Here is a 21,763-nt window from a genome sequence, read left to right as displayed (position 1 = left end):
TTTTTTAAGTTTTGCGCAAAATTAGTATTTTTTTATTGATTATTTTTACAAATATGATATTCAAACAAGTATGATTTGAATTATAACACAATAATTTCAAATTTGTTATCCAGCGGTTGGAGTTGTTTGATTAGTGTAGGAATAATTACATTGCCATACTCCAAATAAAATTCAGAAAAATTAGTTTGACGCTCTTGCAAACTTTGGTTGGGAAATAAGTCGTTCTGCAAGTCGGTGATGCGTTGTAAAATATCGCTCAGTTTTCTCTTTTGTGCTTTCAACAAACGCTTTTCGAGATTTTCTAATCCTTTGGTTTGTTTTGCTTCCTGTGCTTTTATGGCTCCAAGGAAAGATTCATCTGTTTTATTTGCGACTTCATACAGCGCTTTAAATTGTTCTTGCAGTTGGGTTTTCAGATGTGCTAAATCGATAGGGAAATCGGATATCTGCTTGGTTTTATTATTCATTAACTGGTTTTGTTTAGAAAATAAATCGCTCCAAGTCAAATCCAGTTTATCTGCTTTTTTGGCTTGTTTTTCAGTAGCAAGAAGTGCAGAATTTCGTAATAGCAGTATCGGAAGTGTTACTTTTGCAGCAGCAAAAAAAGATTTCAGTTCCAGCCAATAGGCGATTTCTCCGCCACCGCCCACGTAACATAAATTAGGAAGAATCACTTCTTGATACAGCGGACGCATAATTACGTTGGGGCTGAATTTCTCCGGATGTGTTTCTAAAAGGTGTAGAATTTCGGATTCTGTAAACTTAATTTTACTGTTGATTACGTTGTACATTCCATTTTCAAGGATGATGCGTTCGCGTATATCATCTTCGATATAAAACAAATTAATTTCTCGTGGATTCACCTGAATGGTGTAATCTTTCAATTTTTCGGCAGTTTCAAGGACTAATTTATGCGAAGATTGGTGTAGTAATTCTTCTTTTGCAAAAGGAATAAAAGTTCGTTTTAGGTCGGAATTATCCGCATCTAAAATAACTAAACCATACTCCCCAAAAAGTTCGTTTGCTAAAAATCTAGTAGCATCAGCTAAATTATCATGATTCAGATAAGAATCAGTAAACAGTTTTTTGAGTGTATCTGCATTTATACCGGAACCTAATTCTAGTGCATACACCTCAAGAAAATCAGCTAAACCTTCAGTAGATAATCGGCCAACAGGTCCTGTGCTTTCTTTGTTCCAGCGAAATTTTTTACCTTTAAAATTAAAATAATTGATTTCTTCAAAATCGTGGTCTTCGGTTGCCATCCAATAAATGGGAACAAAATTATATGTTGGATACGTTGCTTTTAATTCGGTTGTCAAATTAATTGTCGAAATAATCTTATATAAAAAATACAAGGGTCCACTGAATAAATTTAGCTGATGGCCTGTGGTTACCGTAAATGTATTTGGAAGTGCCAAAGCTTCAATATTTTGGTTGGTCAAAACCGAAGTTTCACCATTCAAATATTGTTTTTGCAAAGCCGAAACTAAAATGGATCTGTTGTTATTGTCGTAGTTGTTTTGCTTTTCAAGGATTTGGTTTTCAAAGTTTTCCAGTGTAGGAAATCTATTGTATAGAGAGTGTAAATTGTTTTTTTGATCTAAATAATCGTTCATCAAAGAAGAGAAATATCCTGAATTTTGATAGGTGATACAGTCGGTTGGCATATGGGGTTTTATTTGATGCTAATTTACCAAAAATTTTTGGAACTATAATATTTGTTACTTTCGAAAAATAGTTTCAATTTTATCAAAAAAAATTAACAATTTTATGAAAGATAATTTAAAGCTTACGAGGAAAAACTCTTTAAAACATGTTCTTTTTGGCAGTTTAATTGGTACAACTATAGAGTTTTTTGATTTTTATATCTACGCTAATGCAGCAGTTTTAGTTTTCCCTCAATTGTTTTTTCCTTCTGCAGATACCACTAATTCTGTTTTACTATCTCTTGCAACTTTTTCGATTGCTTTTCTTTCCCGACCTCTAGGTTCTGCGGTCTTTGGCCATTATGGTGATAAAATTGGACGTAAGGCCACCTTAGTAATTGCATTATTAACAATGGGGATTTCAACAGTTTGTATTGGTTTTTTGCCAAGTTATGCCAGTATTGGAATTACAGCTCCTCTACTACTGATGCTTTGCCGCTTTGGTCAAGGAGTTGGTTTAGGTGGCGAATGGGGTGGAGCAGTTTTATTAGCAATCGAAAATGCTCCACCCAATAAACGTGCTTGGTATGGTATGTTTCCGCAATTAGGAGCTCCAATAGGCTTGTTGCTTTCAGGAGGTACCTTCTTGATTTTGACAGACACGATGAGTGCCGATGCTTTTTTGGACTACGGCTGGAGAATTCCGTTTATAGGGAGTTCGCTATTGGTTGTCATAGGTTTCTATATCCGATTAAAAATTGATGAAACTCCTGCTTTCGAAAACGCTAAAAAAGAGAAAGAAGAGGTTAAAATCCCATTTTTTACTTTACTCAAATTTTATAAAAACCAACTTATTTTTGGCACATTTGCGGCGATTACTACTTTCTTGGTTTTTTATCTCATGACGGTTTTCACGCTTAGCTGGGCAACTTCAGATTTGGGTTATTCCAAAAGGGATTTCCTATTGATGCAATTGTTTTCGGTACTGTTTTTTGCACTTTTTATTCCTGTCTCGGCGATAGTAGCGGATCGTATTGGGCGTAGAAAAATGCTTATTTATGCAACGACAGCGATTGCTCTTTTTGGTTTTGCATTTTCTTTTTTCTTAAATTCGGGCAGTCCAATTCTTGTGACTTTGTTTTTGTGTTTTGGTATGGCGCTGATGGGATTCACATATGGCCCTTTGGGGACTTTTTTATCGGAACTGTTTCCTACATCCGTTCGTTATTCGGGAACTTCTTTAGCCTTTAATATGGCAGGAATTATCGGGGCGGCTTTTGCACCCATGATTGCGATTTGGCTTGCAACACAGTATAGTTTGACCTATGTTGGATTTTACTTGAGTACGGCAGCCTGTATTTCTTTATTTTCATTGTTGATCGTGAGCAAAGAAGAGCATAAGTTCTGATGCTTTGCTATCGCTTTAAACTAAAATGACCTCGATATACTGTTCCATCAGTTCTGGTTGCTATAAACCAATAATCATCTGATGGAAGTTGATAGCCATTCATGGTTCCGTTCCAAGATCCGTTTTGAATTAATTCTTTGATTAATTTTCCATAACGGTCAAATATTTTTATAGTCAAGTTGGTTTCCAGATCTGAAAATTTAATATTCCAAGTATCATTAAAACCATCATCATTTGGGGTAAAGTATTTTGGGTACATTAATAAAAAAACGTGATCTGTGGCAGTTCCACAACCATTTTTGTCTCTGACATGTACGGTATATTCGCCACTATACAATGCCGAAAATTGACTGCTGTCCTGAAAATGAACACCATCAATTGAATATTCAAAATCACCTGCTCCAGATGCAAAAACGGTAATGATATTTTGATTGTCGGTCCAATCTTTCGTCTCTACAGAATTTATAGTGGCAACGTTTGATTTTCGTATTTCAAAATTCTTTGTAGTCGAACACGAAATTGTACTGTAATTAGTAGTAACGGTAACGGAATAATTTCCTGGATTTGCAACAAGTATTGAAGATGTCGTTGCACCGGTTGACCATAAATAAGTATCAAAACCGGAACCGGCATCAATAGTAATGGAATTGTTTTCACAAATGGGAACAACGTCAGGAATTGAAATAACTGGTTTTGCAAGGAGAGTTAATTTCAACTCAACAATGGCATAACAAGGCGTAGTTGAATTGATGCGAACGTAAATTTTGTTCTCACCTAAAGCTAATTTGTAATTTAAAAAATTAGTTATTTGATTACCTGTCAATTGATTTTCCGCACCTAAAAAAGTCGAATAATAAGAAAAAGTATATCCTGAAGTATTTGAAACTAATTTAGAATCGTAAACTGATAAATTCACTTTCTCTGATCCATCATTCAAATCAGCACAAAATAATTCTTCATAATTATTTGCGGGCAAAGTGTTTGTAAGTGAAATGGTAACAGCTAATTTATTAGGACTTTCGCAATTGTTTTCTGTTTGCGAAGCATAATAGGTCATGCCGTCTTGCAAAGAAGTTGAATTGGACAAAAGAACTCCAAAACTATTATACCATTTTATCGCATTTCCTGAAATTACAATAGTTTCTAGAGTTGGATTTTGACTGGAACACAATGTTTGATTTGTAGTTCCTGTTGGAGCAGGAGTATTTTGGATATTTATTAGGACAGGAATTCTTTCACTTTCGCAGCCACTAATGGTTTGTGATGCATAATAAGTGGTTCCGTTTTGTGGTGGAGTTGTGTCTGATAAAAGAGTTCCATTTGTTAAAGCATCATACCATTTTATATTTTGACCTATAATTGAAATCTCGCTTAAAGTCGCGTTTTGTTGGACGCAGAAAGTTTGTGGAGAAGTTGAAGTTGGTACCGGCTGATTACTAATTGTGATGGTTTGGTTTTGTGTTGATGTATTTCCGTTTCCATCATTATAATTCCAAACCACAGTATAAGTTCCGGGTAGGTTATACGAAAGTGCATTTGCAGTTGTTGCTGTAATCGCTCCTGCACAACTATCGGTTGCTGTTGGTATTGTAGTAATTACAGTATTACAATCACCGTTAACTATAGGAAGTACAGTAAGATTAGGAATTGGCGATTCAATATCACCAACAATTATATCAACTGTTTTTGTATCGTCACAACCACCAGTTCCGGTAATGTTACAACTATATTGACCGCTGTTTAGAGCTGTTGCATTAGGGATTGTTGGATTTTGTTCCATTGATGTGAATCCGTTTGGTCCCGTCCAAGCATAATTTGTTCCGCCGGATGCTTTTAGTTCTATAGTATTTCCAATACACATTGGAGAATTACTGGTTGCCGATAGATTTTGAGAACACATTTTGAGTTTGACAACCCAAAAGTCTTGTAATCCACTTTTATTTTCTGTTTTATCTCCGGATATATTAGATTGTGACCAGCCTAGCGTTACATAGCCTCCATCTTTGGCTTGAACTATGGATTGGCTTTGGTCAAGACTATCACCTCCTATGGTTTTATCCCATTCAAATTTACCGTTAGAATCGAGTTTTACTATCCAATAGTCCCTATCTCCTCTTGATATTTCTGTTTTATAACCTGAAATCCCTGAATAAGACATGATCCCAAGAATAAAACCATTGTCGGAGGTCATTCGAATATCGGATAATGATTCCGTATCATTTGCTCCAATGACTTTTTGCCAGAGAATTTGTCCATCGTTGTTTAATTTTACAAGCCAAGCATCATCAGAGTTGTTGATTTTGTTTTCAGTTTTTTCTCCAGAAATAGTAGAAAACGAATTGCCTCCTATAAGGTAGTTCCCATCGGAGGTTACTAGTAATGATTTCGCATAATCCCCGTTATTTCCTCCGATGGTTTTTTGCCAGACTATAGCTCCTGAACTATCTATTTTTAAAATCCAATAATCACTTCCGCCTCTTGAATTTTGAGTTTTGTCACCTGAAATGTTTGAAAGAGAAGATCCCGCTATTAGATAACCACCATCGGGTGTTTTTACCATAGATTGGACCCAATCACTACCACTTCCTCCAAATGTTTTTTGCCACATTATATTTCCGGAAGAGTCAGTTTTAATGATCCACATATCAAGACTACCGCGAGAATTCTCCGTTTTTTCACCTGAGATGTTAGAATCTGATGAACCTCCCATGAGGTAACCACCATCAGAAGTTTCAATAATTGATGTTAATCGATCTACACCCGTTCCACCAAAAGTTTTATCCCAAATTATATTTCTGTTAACATCAAGTTTAACGATCCAATAATCATCAGCTCCTCTTGAGCTTTGCGTTTTTTCTCCAGATATTCCAGAAGAGCTATAGCCGCCAAGAATATAACCTCCATCTTTTGTTTCTTTTCCAGATGTTAAATGGTCAAAACGGTTTCCGCCAATTGTTTTTTGCCATAATAAATTACCAGAAGTATCGTCAATTTTAATAAACCAGTAATCACCTTCACCTCTCGAATTTTCACTTTTTTCATCTGATATATTAGAATAAGAGTATCCTCCCAAAATATAATTGCCATCATTTGATACTTCTATAAAATCACTCCAATCATAATCATTACCTCCGATTGTTTTTTGCCATTGAATAGTTTGAGAACTCATTTTGACAGGAAAAAAGATTGTAATTATTAAAGAGAATATAATGAGTTTTATTTTTTTTATCATTTAGTTTTGGGCTTGTAATTTGCGATGGTTTGATTTCTATTTTAGAGTATATGAAAGTAGGTTGTTAATAAAACAGGAAGAGTGATTTTAGATTCATTTTTATAATTTAAACAAGCGTAAATGTAATTAAATATCTACAGATTATATAAAAACTAGAAATAGCTTTGTATTATATTTGAATCCAAAGAATAAATAATAATGAAGGCTTTTACTTTTGTGAAAAGAACAGAATTATCCCTTATTTTTGCATAAAACTTATTTCTTTTGAAAACCAAATTATTTCTCATCACGCCGCCTTTTACCCAACTTAATACACCTTATCCGGCAACCGCTTATATCAAAGGGTTTCTGAATACCAAAAACATCGAGTCTGTTCAGGCGGATTTAGGTATCGAAGTGATTTTAAAATTATTTTCGAAAGAAGGACTTGAAAATTTGTTTAAAGTCGCAAGTTTAAAGTTTAGCGTTGGAGAAATCTCAGATAATTCTAAACGTATTTATGCTTTGCAAGATGAATACCTTAAAACTATAGATCCTGTTATTGCTTTCCTTCAAGGGAAAAATCCAACATTAGCACTTCAAATTTGTCAGGAAGATTTCTTGCCGGAAGCGTCCCGTTTTGCACAATTAGAAGAACTCGATTGGGCTTTCGGTACAATGGGAACGCAAGACAAAGCGAAACATTTAGCGACTTTGTATCTCGAAGATATTTCGGATTTTATTGTGGAATGTGTCGATGCTAATTTTGGTTTCAGCCGCTATGCAGAACGTTTGGGCCGAAGTGCAAATTCTTTTGACGAATTATATGACGCCTTACAGCAGGAACCTACCTATATTGATGCTATTCTTCTTTCAGTTTTAAAAGAAAAGATTGAAACCATACAGCCTACATTTTTCCTGATTTCAATTCCGTTTCCCGGGAATTTATACTCTGCTTTTCGCTGCGCACAATGGGTAAAAAAGCACTGTCCGGATATTAAAATTTCAGCGGGTGGCGGTTTCCCAAATACGGAATTGCGTTCACTTTCGGATGCTAGAGTGTTTGAATTTTTCGATTTTATTACTTTAGATGATGGCGAAGCACCTATTGAAGAACTAATAAATGCGGTTACTTCGAACGTAGTCGAGAAGCAATATAAACGAACATTCCTTTTAGAAAACGGAAAAGTCGCGTACAAAAATAATTCACTAAAACACGATTATAAGCAAGCACAAGTAGGAACGCCTGATTATTCGGATTTGCTTTTGGATAAATACATTTCGGTTATCGAAATTGTGAACCCCATGCACCGTATGTGGAGCGATGGACGTTGGAACAAACTCACCATGGCGCACGGTTGCTATTGGGGTAAATGTACGTTTTGTGATATTTCATTAGATTACATCAAAATCTACGAACCCGTTGCAGCCAATTTATTGTGCGACAGAATGGAGGAAATGATTGCCCAAACAGGCGAAAACGGTTTTCATTTTGTAGATGAAGCCGCACCTCCGGCTTTGATGCGTGCTTTGGCACTCGAAATTCTTAGGAGGAAATTAGCGGTCACGTGGTGGACCAACATTCGATTCGAAAAAAGTTTCACCAAAGATTTATGTCTGCTTCTAAAAGCTTCTGGTTGTATCGCCGTTTCTGGCGGTCTCGAAGTAGCTTCTGATAGATTATTAAAATTGATTGATAAAGGCGTAACGGTAGAGCAAGTGGCTAAAGTCACCCGAAATTTAACTGAAGCAGGCGTTATGGTTCATGCGTATTTAATGTATGGTTATCCTACACAAACCATTCAGGAAACAGTGGATAGTCTCGAAATGGTGCGTCAATTATTTGAAGTAGGTGTTTTGCAATCCGGATTTTGGCACCAATTTGCAATGACCGCGCACAGTCCAGTGGGGTTGTATCCAGAGAAATTTGGTGTGGTAAAAGAAACTGAAATCATTGGAACTTTCGCCAATAACGATATTAATTATACGGATGCTACAGGAATTGACCATGATAAATTCAGTTTTGGACTGAAGAAATCCTTGTTCAACTTCATGCACGGAATCTGTTTTGACTATGAATTGCAGGATTGGTTTGAGTTTAAAATTCCGAAGACTAAAATTTCGCCTGATTTTATTTTTGATGCATTACACGAAGAAAATGATTTCAATAGTAAGCCTACAGCTAAAATCGTTTGGTTAGGAGGAAAATCATTTGTGGAACATTTTACTAAATCTAAAAAAGGAAATTCTTGGGAGTTGATGACGTTAACTTTTCATGATAAAAAAGAGAGTTTCAGTATTCAAACAGGTAAAATCGAGGGAGAATGGCTGGTTGAAATACTCCAAAAAATCGCTGTTTCCAATGCGAAAATTTATACATTTCAAGAAGTTAAAGTTGATTTCGAAACACATCTGGAGGACTTTGAATTGTTTTGGTATTCTAAACCAATTAAAACACTACGAGAATATGGGTTGTTAGTATTATAATTTTATTTTTAAGACCTATACTAAATTAGCATAAAATTTTCTTCTTTGGTTTACGAAAACGTTTTCTTTTACCTATTTTTACGACCATAAAATAAAAGCAAATGAGTATTGGTTATAAAGTTAATGTAAATGACACTTTTCATTTTGATTTGGAAAAGAAAAGTATTTCACAACTGGATGCAGTAAGTGTGGAACCAAATAAGTTTCATGTTTTACACGAAAACACTCCTTATCTAGCGGAAATCATTACCTCTGATTTTCTTCAAAAAAGCTATACCGTCAAGGTTAACAACAACACGTACACCGTTGCTATATCTAATCCTTTGGATATTTTGATTAAGGAAATGGGATTCGAAACAGGACTCACTAAACTAGTCAATTTTATCAAAGCACCTATGCCCGGATTGATTCTGGAAATTAGTGTGGTTGTTGGACAAACCGTTCAAGAGAATGACAATCTGATTATCTTGGGTGCTATGAAAATGGAAAATAGTTTTCTTTCTCCACGAGATGGGGTTATCAAAACTATATCAGTTATGATGGGAGATGCCGTGGATAAAGGACAGTTGTTAATTGAATTCGAGTAAAGATACAAGAGAAAAAGAACCAAGAATTTATATTTCTTTACTCCTGCAGCGAAGCGGTCTTTATTCTTTTAGTCTTAATTAAATATGAAAAAAATATTAGTTGCCAATAGAGGTGAAATCGCCATAAGAGTGATGAAAACCGCACAAAAAATGGGCATTAAAACTGTAGCAGTATATTCTACTGCCGACAGAAATGCACCGCACGTAAAATTTGCTGATGAAGCCGTTTGGATTGGGGAGTCACCTTCAAATCAATCGTATTTATTGGGAAGTAAAATTATAGAAGTTGCAAAATCATTAAACGTGGATGCGATTCATCCCGGTTATGGTTTCCTGAGTGAAAATGCTGATTTTGCTGAAGAAGCGGAGAAAAACAACATTATTTTTATTGGTCCAAAGTCGAAAGCGATAAAAATCATGGGAAGTAAATTAGCGGCCAAAGAGGCTGTTAAGAAATACAATATTCCTATGGTTCCCGGTTTTGACCAAGCCATTACGGATGTCGAAAAAGCGAAAGTGGTTGCCAAAAAAATTGGTTTTCCAATTCTGATTAAAGCCTCTGCAGGAGGTGGCGGAAAAGGAATGCGTGTGGTAGAAAGTGAAGCTGATTTCGAATCTCAAATGGATCGCGCCATCAGCGAAGCGATTGCTGCTTTTGGTGATGGTTCCGTTTTTATCGAAAAATATGTAGGCTCGCCCAGACATATCGAAATTCAAGTTATGGCGGATAGTCACGGCAATGTGCTGTATTTATTCGAAAGAGAATGTAGCATCCAGCGTCGTCACCAAAAAGTAATAGAAGAAGCGCCTTCTTCTGTTTTAACACCAGAATTGCGCATAAAAATGGGCGAAGCAGCTGTTTTGGTTGCTAAATCCTGTGATTATTTAGGAGCTGGAACTGTCGAATTTTTATTGGACGAAAACAATAATTTTTACTTCTTAGAAATGAATACTCGTTTGCAGGTGGAACACCCTGTTACAGAATTGATTACAGGAACTGATTTGGTAGAATTGCAAATCAGAGTGGCCAGAGGTGAAGCATTAGCAATGAAACAAGAAGATTTAAAAATAAAAGGACATGCAATGGAATTACGTGTATATGCCGAAGATCCGATGAATGATTTCTTGCCAAGTGTAGGTCATTTGGATGTATATAAATTGCCTGTTGGCGAAGGAATTCGTGTGGATAATGGTTTTGAGCAGGGGATGGATATTCCCATTTATTATGATCCGATGTTAGCCAAATTGATTACCTATGGAGAAACCCGAGAGGAAGCGATTCAAATTATGATAAAGGCCATTGAAGACTATCATGTGGTGGGTGTTGAGACTACATTACCTTTCGGGAAATTTGTTTTTGAACATGAGGCATTTCGTTCTGGAAAGTTTGACACGCATTTTGTGAAGAACTATTATAACGCTGATATATTAAAAAAGCAAATGGCGCAAGAAGCTGAAATTGCTGCTTTGGTAGCGTTGAAACAGTATTTTGAAGATCAAAAAATCGTACGCTTACTAAATTAAAATATTCATTTAACCGTTGAGAGATTAAGGAAATTCAGGTTTTGTTGAAAATGAAATTCTTAATAGGCTTTGAATAAAATTTGTGAATTGGCGGTCAAAAAAATAAATATGAAAGATAAAATAGATACTTTAAATGATAAAATTGCCGAAGCACATTTGGGTGGCGGTAAAAACAGAATTGCAAAACAACATTCCAATAAAAAACTAACAGCCAGAGAACGTGTCAATTATTTGATGGACGACGGTTCTTTTGAAGAAATTGGGATGTTGGTAACACACCGTACTTCTGATTTTGGTATGCAAAAAGAACTTTTTTTTGGTGATGGGGTTATTACAGGATATGGTACCGTAAACGGGCGATTAGTCTATATTTTTGCACAGGATTTTACGGTTTTTGGGGGATCATTATCTGAAACTCATGCTGAAAAGATTTGTAAAGTTATGGATATGGCAGTCAAAATGGGCGCACCGATGATTGGACTGAATGACTCTGGCGGCGCTCGAATTCAGGAAGGTGTTCGTTCTTTGGGTGGTTATGCCGATATTTTTTATCGAAATGTGCAAGCTAGCGGTGTAATTCCGCAAATTTCCGCAATTATGGGGCCCTGTGCCGGTGGAGCGGTATACTCTCCTGCAATGACTGATTTTACTATGATGGTCGAAGATACTAGTTACATGTTTGTAACAGGCCCGAATGTCGTGAAAACGGTGACGAATGAAACGGTAACCTCAGAGGAATTGGGTGGTGCGAGTACGCATTCTACTAAATCGGGCGTGGCGCATATCACATCTACCAATGATGTGGAATGCTTGGAAGATTTGAAGCGCTTGTTGAGTTATTTACCACAAAGCAACAAAGAAAAAGCACACAATTTACCTTATGAACTTACTGATGAGGTTCGTAGCAAATTAGCGACTATTATTCCAGATAATCCCAACAAACCATACGATATGCACGAGGTGATTGGCGGTATTATTGATGAAGAGTCGTTTTATGAAATTCATAAAAATTATGCTGAAAATATCTTGGTGGGTTTTGCTCGATTGGGAGGAAAAAGCATCGGGATTATAGCCAACCAACCTATGATTTTAGCGGGTTGTCTGGATGTAAACAGCTCGAAAAAAGCAGCTCGCTTCACTCGTTTTTGCGATTGTTTTAATATTCCTTTATTAGTTTTGGTAGATGTACCGGGATTTTTACCGGGAACAGACCAAGAATGGAACGGAATTATCGTTCACGGAGCTAAATTATTATATGCGCTTAGCGAAGCAACCGTGCCGCGTGTGACCGTGATTACCCGTAAGGCATACGGCGGCGCATACGATGTAATGAACTCGAAACACATTGGTGCCGATATGAATTTTGCTTGGCCCAGCGCTGAAATTGCTGTGATGGGAGCCAAAGGAGCATCTGAGATTATTTTCAAGAAAGAAATCAACGAATCTGAAAATCCTGCTGACAAACTATTGGAAAAAGAAACGGAATATGCGGATTTGTTCGCTAATCCATATACTGCAGCACAACGTGGTTTTGTAGACGAGGTAATCTTGCCGCAAGACACCAGACGCAAACTGATAAAAGCATTTAGTATGCTTGAAAATAAAGAAAGTGTGACTCCAAATAGAAAACACGGAAATATTCCGTTGTAGTGTTTTATGAGAATCGAAAAACCACCTGAGAAGGTGGTTTTTCTTGTTTAACACGATACTATTGGTACTTCTGTTAAGCTCTGTTTTAGAGATAGTATTTTTATTGTTTTCTTGTTTTTAAGAAGGATAAATCAAAGGATAGCAAGCAAGAGGTGTTCATTCTTTTAATATTGAAAGAGTATAAACTGTTGGTATTCGTAACTGAGGTTTGTGAAAAGTAAGCCAAAATGCTGTTTCTTATTTTGAATAGTAAGAACTATGCTTTATAATCGTATTTTTATTCCTAATCGTTTAGTAAAGAAATGAGCTTTCGAAAACTGATTTAGTAGAAAAACACTTATTTTTGCGCATCCTTTTTTTGAATTAGTATAAAACCAAAAAACGTAGTTTCTAAGAAGTTAGTAATATGTGTTTTTGGGAGGTACAAAAAATAAAGAAAATAAAATAAAATAAATGAAGCGTAAAGAAACGATAACCTTAAGCTGGGCCTTATTAAAACGGACCTATCGGGAATTTGACAACGATAATGCAATAAAATTAAGTGCTTCATTATCGTATTACACTATATTTTCGCTACCGCCTTTATTGATAATTATCATGTCGATTTTCAGCTTTTTCTTTGGAAAAGAAGCGGTTACAGGACGTTTTTTTGGACAAATAAATGGTATGGTTGGAAATGAAGCAGCTATTCAAATTCAGGAAACTATTAAGAACATTGAATTATCAGATAGTAATACCTTTGCGGCAATCTTTGGAGGGATAATGTTGTTAATAGGCGCATCTGGCGTGTTTGCTGAGATTCAAAGCTCCATAAATTTTATTTGGGGTTTAAAAGCAAAACCAAACAAAGGAATCTTAAAATTTGTTAAAAACAGACTTATGTCTTTTTCCATGATTGCCTCTGTTGGTTTTTTATTAATGGTTAGTTTAATGGTCAATACCGTGATGGATCTCGTAAATACGAGATTGCTGATCTACTTTCCTGATACGACAGTTTATATATTTTATGTTTTTAATATTGTAATATTATTTGCCACGACAACAATGTTGTTTGCTATTATTTTCAAAACCTTACCAGATGGAAATATTGCTTGGAAAGATGCTTTGATTGGTTCTAGTTTTACCTCTTTTTTCTTTATGTTTGGCAAATTTGCAATTGGTTTTTATTTAGGAAGTTCAACGGTAGCGACTGTTTACGGTGCTGCTGGATCTGTAATAATCATTTTAATTTGGGTATATTATTCGGCAATTATTCTATATTTTGGTGCAGAATTCACGAAAGTATATGCCAATGCGCATGGGACAAAGATTATTCCGAATGCTTATTCGGTTGGAATTAAGGTAGAGGTTGTCGAGCTCAAGAAGTAATACTTTTTAATCGGTATATTATTACGAGTGATGATGTACTTTTTTATATCAGTTTTGATCAAAATTTAGTTTTGGGTGTTTTGTCTCTAATTGTAATTTTCAAAATCTCCTTTTCAAAATCGTTTTTAGTTATTAATTAAAGCTCCAAAAATCGTTAGATTAACCTTTCCCTACCAATGATTTTATCGTAATTAGTTTTTTACAACTAGCTTAATTGTAACTAATTTATTTTTGTTAATAGAATGAGCTTAAAAAATTAATTTTTTAGAAAATCATACAATATTACGCGATTTTTTAGAGTATTTCGTAGATTATCAGGTGAATATTATTTTATTTTTAGATAATAATCAACAGAATTTCTATTTTGCATCTTTTTTCATCTCTTGTAATATCAATATTTTAGCAATATAAATGCACTCTAGACACTTTTTAGTTTTCATTACTGTGATATTCTCTAAAATATTTTTTATTCAAAAAGAAAGAGTTGTTAACCTACTTTATTACTTACTTTTGTACCCCAATATTTTACTTTTTTAAGACTGGTTCTGATCAAACAGGTTGATTTTGATTAAATATTTTTAATCATTTACTCATTTAAGTTTTTTTTGCAATACCTGCAATGGTATTTATCTACTAGTGTTTACTATTATTTTGTTTACAATTATTTGTACAAAAAGTGGTCAGTAATTAATAAAAATTACTGTATTACCTTTTTAAACATTCTATAATTTTAGACACCATTAATTAACTTTTTTAATAAATATATGTTAGAAAAAATTACTCATTTACAATTATCGAAAACTCTTTATCTTTCGATTTTAACAATTCTATTTGCATTTCCTGTAATGGCTCAGGACAAACCAGAACTCAAAATTGGAGGAGCATTGCGTTTCAATTATAATTTGTCTTCATGGAAAGAAGGTCAGAAAAAACGCGGAGGCGATTTTGGATATGATATGTTCAGGATAAATGCGAAAGGTTCTTACAAGGGAATATTTTTTGATGCTGAATACAGGTTGTATTCGGAAGAGTTTGGTGGTGGATTCTTAAAACAGGGTTGGCTGGGTTACAATTTTACTGAACAGGATCAAATTCACGTTGGGTTAACACAAGTGCCTTTCGGTATTCAACAATACAATTCAAACAACTGGTTTTTTAATATGACCTATTATGTAGGGTTGGAAGATGACCATGATATGGGTGTTAAGTACATGCATACAGGAGAGAAATTTGAATATCAATTAGCATTTTTCAAAAACGCAGAAGAATATAGCTTTGGAAGTAATTCAGAAGTTTCTTCAAGCCGATATGCTTACGATATCGCCGGCAGAAACAAGGAAGTAAATCAATTTAACGGAAAAATTGTTTACAAATTTGGAAAAGAAACCGCAAGTAGATTTGGTCTTTCTCTAGAACATGGGGGGTTATATAACATTGATACCGAAGAAGTGGGAGATCATAGTGCATTTGCTGCACATTATGAAATTACTAAGGGAAAATGGAATGGAAAAGCTCAATTTATTACAGCATCACACAATCCTGAAAACGCTGACGGAGAGTCCAGAGATGTAGTTACAATGGCCGCGTATGGCGCGCCTTATGAAGTTGCGGCTAATTTTAATATGTATTCTTTAGGGATCTCCAGAAATGTTCCTGTAGCATTGGGGCCTATTTCAAATCTGCAATTTTATAATGACTTTGCCTATATGGAGAAAAAAGTAGAAGGATTTACTGATTCGTACATGAATGTAACGGGAGTTTTAATTTCTGCAGGTAACGTTTATACTTATATCGACTATGCAGCGGGATATAATCACTCTTGGCTTGGTGGTAATTTTGTAGATGATTTTGCTAAAGGAAACCCTGACGCTAAATGGGAAGCAAGATTTAATATTAATGTAGGTTACTATTTTTAGGTCTAAAAATAAAGCAGAGCGTGTTAAAAAAATAAATTAAATTAAAAACAATATTGTACATGGCTAAGAAAATTATACGGAGTGATGAGAAAAAATCCATTTTTGGATTGGATGTAAATGGACCCGTGTTTTTCACTTCCGCAATTATCATCATCATTATTATAACATTAACCCTTATGTTTAAGGAAGGGGCAGAGCAATTTTTTACCGAAACTCAAAATTTTGTTGCAAATAAGGCGGGTTGGTTTTTTATATTAAGCGTAAATGTTTTTCTAATATTTATGATTTATCTGGCCTTTAGTAAATTTGGATACTTAAGAATTGGAGGGCAAAATGCTAAGCCTGAATTCAAAACACTTTCGTGGTTCGCAATGCTATTTAGTGCGGGAATGGGAATTGGATTGTTGTTTTGGAGTATTTCAGAACCCATTTATCATTTTTTGAGTCCACCAATGGCAGAAGGCGGTACAGCTGAGGCAGCTAAGGAAGCTATGAAATTTACCTTTTTGCACTGGGGTTTTCACGCTTGGGCCGTTTATGCATTAGTAGGATTATCCCTTGCATATTTCACCTATTCCCGTGGACTTCCTCTTACGATTAGATCAATTTTTTATCCTTATTTAGGAGATAGAATTTACGGAAAAATTGGGGATGCCATCGATATCTTTGCAGTACTTGCCACTTTATTTGGACTTGCTACTTCTTTAGGAATGGGTGTTCAACAAATAGCAGCAGGATTAAATCACCTTTTTGGAGTTGATAGCGGCGTGCAAACTCAAATTATATTAATCGCTGGAATAACCTTGATTGCAACCATTTCAGTTGTTTTAGGAGTAGATAAAGGTGTGAGAGTTTTGAGTGAATGGAATATGAGAGTAGCAGTGCTATTTCTTTTGATTGTGTTAATATTAGGACCAACGATATTTATCTTTAAATCCTTTGTACAGAACACAGGAAATTATTTATCTGGTTTTCTTGAAGCTGCTACTTGGACAGAAAGTTATACTGAGGGCAACTGGCAAAATGCTTGGACTGTTTTTTACTGGGGATGGTGGATTGCTTGGTCTCCTTTTGTAGGGATGTTTATTGCTCGTATTTCAAAAGGGCGTACAGTTCGAGAATTCATTTTAGGTGTTTTATTAGTGCCTTCAATTGTTACTTTTTTCTGGATTTCTGCTTTTGGAAGTACGGCTCTACACCAGACACTTCTTGGGGATAATACTATTGCAGATGCTGTGAATGATAATGTTGCGACTGCTTTATTTGTATTTTTAGAAGATTATCCTTTTGCTTTTATTCTTAACATTATTGCCATAATTTTAATTGCGGGATTCTTTATTACTTCTTCTGATTCCGGGTCGTTAGTGGTAGATAATTTAACTTCCGGAGGAAAAATTGATGCTCCTGTTGGCCAAAGAATATTTTGGGCTCTTGCCGAAGGTGGAGTTGCGGCAGTTTTATTGATAGGTGGTGGATTACAGGCTCTTCAAACGGCCACTATTGTAACCGGGTTGCCTTTTGCTATAATTTTAATCATCATGTGCTTCTCCCTTTATAAAGGTTTAAGCGAAGACTTGAAAAAACTGCAAAAGCGGGAATCCCAAAAAGAACTTGAGAATTACGAGGAAATAGTTTCTGATATCGTAAATAAACGAAATAGTAAGCAAAACACCATTAAATAACTTATAATGACTGAAATCAAAAACATCTTGGTCGCCTTAGACCTTTCAAATATTGATAGCACTTTAATTGAATATGCCTCTTTTATTGCAGATACTCTTAAGGTTAAAAAAGTGTATTTTGTGCATAATATCAAAAAACATGAAATCTCAGAATTATTTGAGGAACAGTTAAAGGATATTAATCTTGACGAAATCATTGGAAATGAATTAAACGAAAAGGTAGAAGAAAAATTCACATCTTCAACAGAATGGGAAGTGCTTATCTCAGAAGATCCTTACTCTGAATCTCTTATCAATTATATTGTTAACAAATATGAAATTCAGCTGGCTTTAATTGGAAATAAAAACAAATCAAAAGGTACTGGAGTCGTTAGCGGAAAACTGTTGCGTCTTTTAAAATGTAATATATTGTCTATTCCTAAAAATGCAAACCCCATTATTACTAACATTTGGGCGGGAACAGATTTTTCAAGTGCTTCCAATAAAGTTTTTGAAGTGGCTGAAAATTTACAGAAAACCATATCAGCTAAAGTAAAAGCAGTTCATGTTTACAATGTGCCAGTTCAATTCTCTCCTTATATTCCAAAAGAACATTTGGATCAGAAAATTGAAAATCACTTAAAAGAAAAATTTAGTAAATTCATTAAAAAAGCAGGATACAAAGGAGATTTAACTTCTGAAATTATTCCTGGTAAAGGAACCGGAGTTGCAGAAAAACTGCGTGCCAAAGCCGAAGCTTCAAAGGTAGATCTTATTATCGTTGGTGACAAAGGTAGAAACACGTTCTCCTCTTTACTGGTAGGAAGCGTGACCGAAGAGCTTTTTAATCAGGATTTGGAAATACCTTTATGGATTGTTAAGTAACACATTATAACCAAACATTATATTCTGATTTAATTCAGATTTGAAACTGATTTAATTAGTTTTTTATAGTTGAGTTCAAACAAAAAAAAACCATTCGTTTTGCGAATGGTTTTTTTTGTTTAATATTAATTCTTAGTTATGACTAAAGCCAGAACTACAACATTGCTGGTGCATAAAGCTATTGGATTCCTCATGCCATGGGAAGTTAGCATTGTAAGTGTTGTTTTCCCAATAAAAATTTTGTCTCTTTTTAGGTTCATTTCCTACTTCATTCATGGTTTCGGATTCGTACATTCGGCCATTTGCAATAGTGTATAATAAGGTATTGGAGTTTTGGATGTCATCCAATGGATTCTTATCCAACACCAAAATATCAGCTAATTTGCCGGTTTCCAAAGAACCAATGTCTTTTCCAGCTCCAATGTAATTGGCTGCGTTAATGGTGGCTGTTTTCAAACTTTCTAAATTGCTCATTCCACCTTGCTGTATGCTCCATAATTCCCAGTGTGCTCCCATTCCTTGCAACTGTCCGTGCGCACCCATATTGACTTTCACGCCATTGTCAGCTAGTGTTTTTACGGTTTTAGATGTCAAAATATGATCATTTTCGTAGTCTTCATCAGGAGCCATCATCCGGTATCTAGAGCGGGAATCAATTACGGCTCTTGGGGTGAATTGGAGTAGTTTTTTGTTTTCCCAAACATTTGTTTTTTGATACCAATAATATTCGGCATTCAATCCACCATAATTTACGATTAGGGTAGGGGTATATCCCACTTTACTGGTACCCCAAAGTTCGAGAACATCTTTATAAACAGGCGCTACCGGTATATTGTGTTCTACTCCGGTATGTCCATCAATTACCATCGTCATATTAGTAAAAAAGGTCGAGCCTCCTTCAGGAACTACATTGATTCCTTCTTCTCTCGCCGCTTGTAATACCTGCTGGCGTTGGTCACGTCTTGGTTGATTATAGCTTTTTACGGAAAGAGCGCCAAAAACTTTGGTCCGTTTTACTGCAAAACGGGCATCATCAAGATTATTGATAACTGCTTTGAAGTCTCCTTCAGCACCATACAATATAAATCCTGTGGAGTATATTCGAGGGCCAACAAGTGCTCCGCTTTTTACCATTTCGGATAGAGTAAAAATAGATTCCGTATTAGAAGATGGATCATGTGATGTCGTTACGCCAAAGGCTAAATTAGCATAAAAGGGCCAATTTTGTTGTGTGGTTAATCCATAACGAAAGGCGCCAACATGAGCGTGAGCATCTACCATTCCGGGCATAATGGTTTTACCGGTCAGGTCGTAAACTTTTGCGGCAGCAGGAATACTAATTTCATTTGCGTTCCCAATGGCTTCTATTCGATTTCCATTGATGATGATACTTCCATTTTCGATTACTTTGTCGCCATCCATTGTGATGATACGAACATTTGTCAAAGCAATCCTGCCTTTTGGTTTGTCAACTTTTGATTTTAAATCTATTTTGATACCAATATCCGATGGTTTTTCAACCTTTTCTGGCGAATCCGGTAAAAAAGTAAATCGGTTTTTTATGGCATTCGAAAAGTAGTTGTCGCCTAACATCCACATCACATTTTTGCTATTTGGTGACCAATGCAAATTAATTCCGGCCTCTTTCGATAATTCAGAAACAGGAACATTTGTAGTTTTTTCGTCTAAATCTATTTCCTTACCGTTGATATTCAGTGGAGCCACATAGGCTTTGTGCAAGTGGGTAAATGCGATCCATTGATTGTCTGGACTTGGTACTAATCGGTTGGCATATTTAGATTTGATATGCGTACGTTCATCTTTTCCGTTAAGATCAACACTTTTTAGTTCTTTGGTTAAATCTCCAAAAAATACGCCACCAGTTTGGAAGAAAATACGATTACCTTCTTTGGTAAACACTGGATATTCTCCTTTTGAAGTAACAAACTTGGAGTCGCCACCAGAGGTGTTAATCGTGTAAATCCCTGGTTTTTTTGAAAAAGCATAACCCTGATCCATATTGCCACCTTCTTTGACATAGACTATGGTTTTTTGGTCAGGTGAGAGACTAGGTGTTCTGTAAATTCCTTTTTCCGAAGTTAGTTTTACAGATTTTTTACTTTCTAAATTAATTTTTCTAATAGCGCCTAAACTGCTGTCGCTCCAACTAACATAAATTATTTCTTTTCCATTAGCGGTAAAAGTAGGTTCTGCTTCAAAAGCAGTGTCCGTTGTCAATCGCTTCGGACTTCCATTAGGCAAGCTTTTGGCCCATAAATATCCCAGTGCTCTAAAGACTACTGTTTTTCCATCGGGAGCGGTTACAGCATCGCGTATCATTTTCACAGTAAAGTCATTGTCAGTTATCGGAGTGTCAGAATGAACCCGATCTGCAATGTCAATGGCAACATCGGCTGTGAAAGGAATCTCTGTTATCTGATTTGTTTTTGTATTTATTTTTTGAATTTTACCTCCGGTCCAAATTATAATGTCTTCATTGTTGGGCATCCAACTAAAATTAGGATACACGCCAAACAAGGCCCAAGCGGCTTGTTGGTCTTTGTTGAGTTTGTCATAAACGGGGCCTTCTTCTCCTGTTTCTAAATTATGAACATACAAAACTGTTGCGGTGCGTACTCGTTTTACAAAAGCTAATAACTTGCCATCTCTTGAAATTTGAGGTCTTGCTGCTCCTCCTGGTCCACCGGTAATTTTTTCTGTTTCCCCTGTTTCAAAATCATAGCGATTGATAGCATAAATTTCACTGTTAGGATCTTTATTGTATTGAAAATAACCACCAGGAGAAACGTCTTCACTGTAGTACATGTATTTGCCGTCAGGAGAAATCACAGGTTCGTTGACATCTTGTTGGTCGTTTTTTCGTTTGGTCAATTGTACACCGCTACCACCGCTGATGTGGTATTGCCACATTTCGCCAGCTCCGAGAGAACGGCTTGATGTAAAGTGTTTTCTTGCTACAAGATAATTGCCGTTGGGCATCCAAGTCGCATTGTTTAATAATTGGAAATCTTCTTTAGTTATTTGTTTTACATCACTTCCATCTGCTTTCATGAACCAAATGTTATCACCACCGCCAGCATCACTTGTGAACGATATGTATTTTCCGTCAGGACTGAATCGGGGTTGTACTTCAAAAGGAATACCGGAACGAAGTACTTTTGCTGTTCCGCCTGTTATGGGCATTTGATAAATATCTCCCAACAGATCAAAAACGATAGTTTTTCCATCTGGACTCACGTCGAGGTTCATCCAAGTTCCTTCAGAAGAAGTAAATTTATGAGTCTTGTAATTGAATTCTTCTCCCGGATTTGCAACGTCCCATTTGGGTTTTTCTTGGCCATAAATAACAGAAATAAAAGAAAATGCGAGTAGGAGTAGGCTTGTTTTTTTATACAT

12 protein-coding genes are annotated in these 21,763 nt (G+C 35.7%); 9 read left to right on the top strand and 3 right to left on the bottom strand.

The genetic code is table 11. From position 1 onward, the window contains the following. Positions 1–80: 80 nt before the first annotated feature. A complete protein-coding gene (gene bshC / locus ACEN2F_RS02970) occupies positions 81–1,670 on the bottom strand; it encodes a bacillithiol biosynthesis cysteine-adding enzyme BshC (RefSeq protein ID WP_441735837.1) in 1,590 nt (529 codons plus the stop codon). A 103-nt stretch (positions 1,671–1,773) separates the two neighbouring features. Here bshC and ACEN2F_RS02965 point away from each other — a divergent pair, with 103 nt between their 5' ends. Then, complete coding sequence (locus tag ACEN2F_RS02965; RefSeq protein ID WP_441735834.1) at positions 1,774–3,057, top strand: MFS transporter; 1,284 nt, start codon at positions 1,774–1,776, stop codon at positions 3,055–3,057. Between the two features lie 7 nt (positions 3,058–3,064). On the opposite strand, the gene ACEN2F_RS02960 is transcribed toward ACEN2F_RS02965, so the two are convergent. Further along, complete coding sequence (locus tag ACEN2F_RS02960; protein WP_441735831.1) at positions 3,065–6,226, bottom strand: T9SS type B sorting domain-containing protein; 3,162 nt, start codon at positions 6,224–6,226, stop codon at positions 3,065–3,067. A gap of 327 nt (positions 6,227–6,553) precedes the next feature. Between ACEN2F_RS02960 and ACEN2F_RS02955 the strand changes: the two genes are divergently transcribed. The 8 genes from ACEN2F_RS02955 to ACEN2F_RS02920 all read left to right on the top strand — a co-directional run bounded on the left by ACEN2F_RS02955 (position 6,554) and on the right by ACEN2F_RS02920 (position 18,346). Continuing rightward, positions 6,554–8,755 (top strand): B12-binding domain-containing radical SAM protein, encoded by a 2,202-nt coding sequence (locus tag ACEN2F_RS02955; protein WP_441735829.1) that lies wholly within the window; start codon positions 6,554–6,556, stop codon positions 8,753–8,755. Between the two features lie 101 nt (positions 8,756–8,856). Beyond that, complete coding sequence (locus tag ACEN2F_RS02950) at positions 8,857–9,342, top strand: acetyl-CoA carboxylase biotin carboxyl carrier protein subunit (protein WP_441735827.1); 486 nt, start codon at positions 8,857–8,859, stop codon at positions 9,340–9,342. A gap of 84 nt (positions 9,343–9,426) precedes the next feature. Further along, a complete protein-coding gene (accC, locus tag ACEN2F_RS02945; RefSeq protein WP_441735824.1) occupies positions 9,427–10,866 on the top strand; it encodes an acetyl-CoA carboxylase biotin carboxylase subunit in 1,440 nt (479 codons plus the stop codon). 108 nt (positions 10,867–10,974) lie between these two features. Further along, positions 10,975–12,516 carry an acyl-CoA carboxylase subunit beta gene (locus ACEN2F_RS02940; RefSeq protein WP_441735821.1) on the top strand — a complete coding sequence of 514 codons (1,542 nt, stop codon included), beginning with the start codon at positions 10,975–10,977 and terminating at the stop codon, positions 12,514–12,516. A gap of 453 nt (positions 12,517–12,969) precedes the next feature. After that, positions 12,970–13,884 (top strand): YihY/virulence factor BrkB family protein, encoded by a 915-nt coding sequence (locus tag ACEN2F_RS02935; RefSeq protein WP_441735818.1) that lies wholly within the window; start codon positions 12,970–12,972, stop codon positions 13,882–13,884. A gap of 764 nt (positions 13,885–14,648) precedes the next feature. After that, complete coding sequence (locus ACEN2F_RS02930; RefSeq protein WP_441735815.1) at positions 14,649–15,800, top strand: hypothetical protein; 1,152 nt, start codon at positions 14,649–14,651, stop codon at positions 15,798–15,800. A gap of 59 nt (positions 15,801–15,859) precedes the next feature. Next, on the top strand, positions 15,860–17,482 hold the full coding sequence (locus tag ACEN2F_RS02925) for a BCCT family transporter (RefSeq protein ID WP_441735812.1): 1,623 nt from the start codon (positions 15,860–15,862) through the stop codon (positions 17,480–17,482). A gap of 6 nt (positions 17,483–17,488) precedes the next feature. Beyond that, positions 17,489–18,346, top strand: coding sequence for a universal stress protein (locus ACEN2F_RS02920; protein WP_441735809.1), 858 nt, complete (start codon positions 17,489–17,491; stop codon positions 18,344–18,346). Between the two features lie 132 nt (positions 18,347–18,478). On the opposite strand, the gene ACEN2F_RS02915 is transcribed toward ACEN2F_RS02920, so the two are convergent. Further along, on the bottom strand, positions 18,479–21,763 hold the full coding sequence (locus ACEN2F_RS02915) for an amidohydrolase family protein (RefSeq protein WP_441735807.1): 3,285 nt from the start codon (positions 21,761–21,763) through the stop codon (positions 18,479–18,481).

Origin of the sequence: Flavobacterium sp. W20_MBD1_R3, from assembly GCF_052119725.1 — a bacterium.
Taxonomy (GTDB): domain Bacteria; phylum Bacteroidota; class Bacteroidia; order Flavobacteriales; family Flavobacteriaceae; genus Flavobacterium.
This window is presented reverse-complemented; position numbering and strand designations above follow the sequence as displayed.

Coding starts and splice junctions, on each gene's coding strand:
- bshC (WP_441735837.1), bottom strand. CDS start 1,670: ATGCCAACCGACTGTATCACCTATCAAAATTCAGGATATTTCTCTTCT.
- ACEN2F_RS02965 (WP_441735834.1), top strand. CDS start 1,774: ATGAAAGATAATTTAAAGCTTACGAGGAAAAACTCTTTAAAACATGTT.
- ACEN2F_RS02960 (WP_441735831.1), bottom strand. CDS start 6,226: ATGAGTTCTCAAACTATTCAATGGCAAAAAACAATCGGAGGTAATGAT.
- ACEN2F_RS02950 (WP_441735827.1), top strand. CDS start 8,857: ATGAGTATTGGTTATAAAGTTAATGTAAATGACACTTTTCATTTTGAT.
- accC (WP_441735824.1), top strand. CDS start 9,427: ATGAAAAAAATATTAGTTGCCAATAGAGGTGAAATCGCCATAAGAGTG.
- ACEN2F_RS02940 (WP_441735821.1), top strand. CDS start 10,975: ATGAAAGATAAAATAGATACTTTAAATGATAAAATTGCCGAAGCACAT.
- ACEN2F_RS02935 (WP_441735818.1), top strand. CDS start 12,970: ATGAAGCGTAAAGAAACGATAACCTTAAGCTGGGCCTTATTAAAACGG.
- ACEN2F_RS02930 (WP_441735815.1), top strand. CDS start 14,649: ATGTTAGAAAAAATTACTCATTTACAATTATCGAAAACTCTTTATCTT.
- ACEN2F_RS02925 (WP_441735812.1), top strand. CDS start 15,860: ATGGCTAAGAAAATTATACGGAGTGATGAGAAAAAATCCATTTTTGGA.
- ACEN2F_RS02920 (WP_441735809.1), top strand. CDS start 17,489: ATGACTGAAATCAAAAACATCTTGGTCGCCTTAGACCTTTCAAATATT.
- ACEN2F_RS02915 (WP_441735807.1), bottom strand. CDS start 21,763: ATGTATAAAAAAACAAGCCTACTCCTACTCGCATTTTCTTTTATTTCT.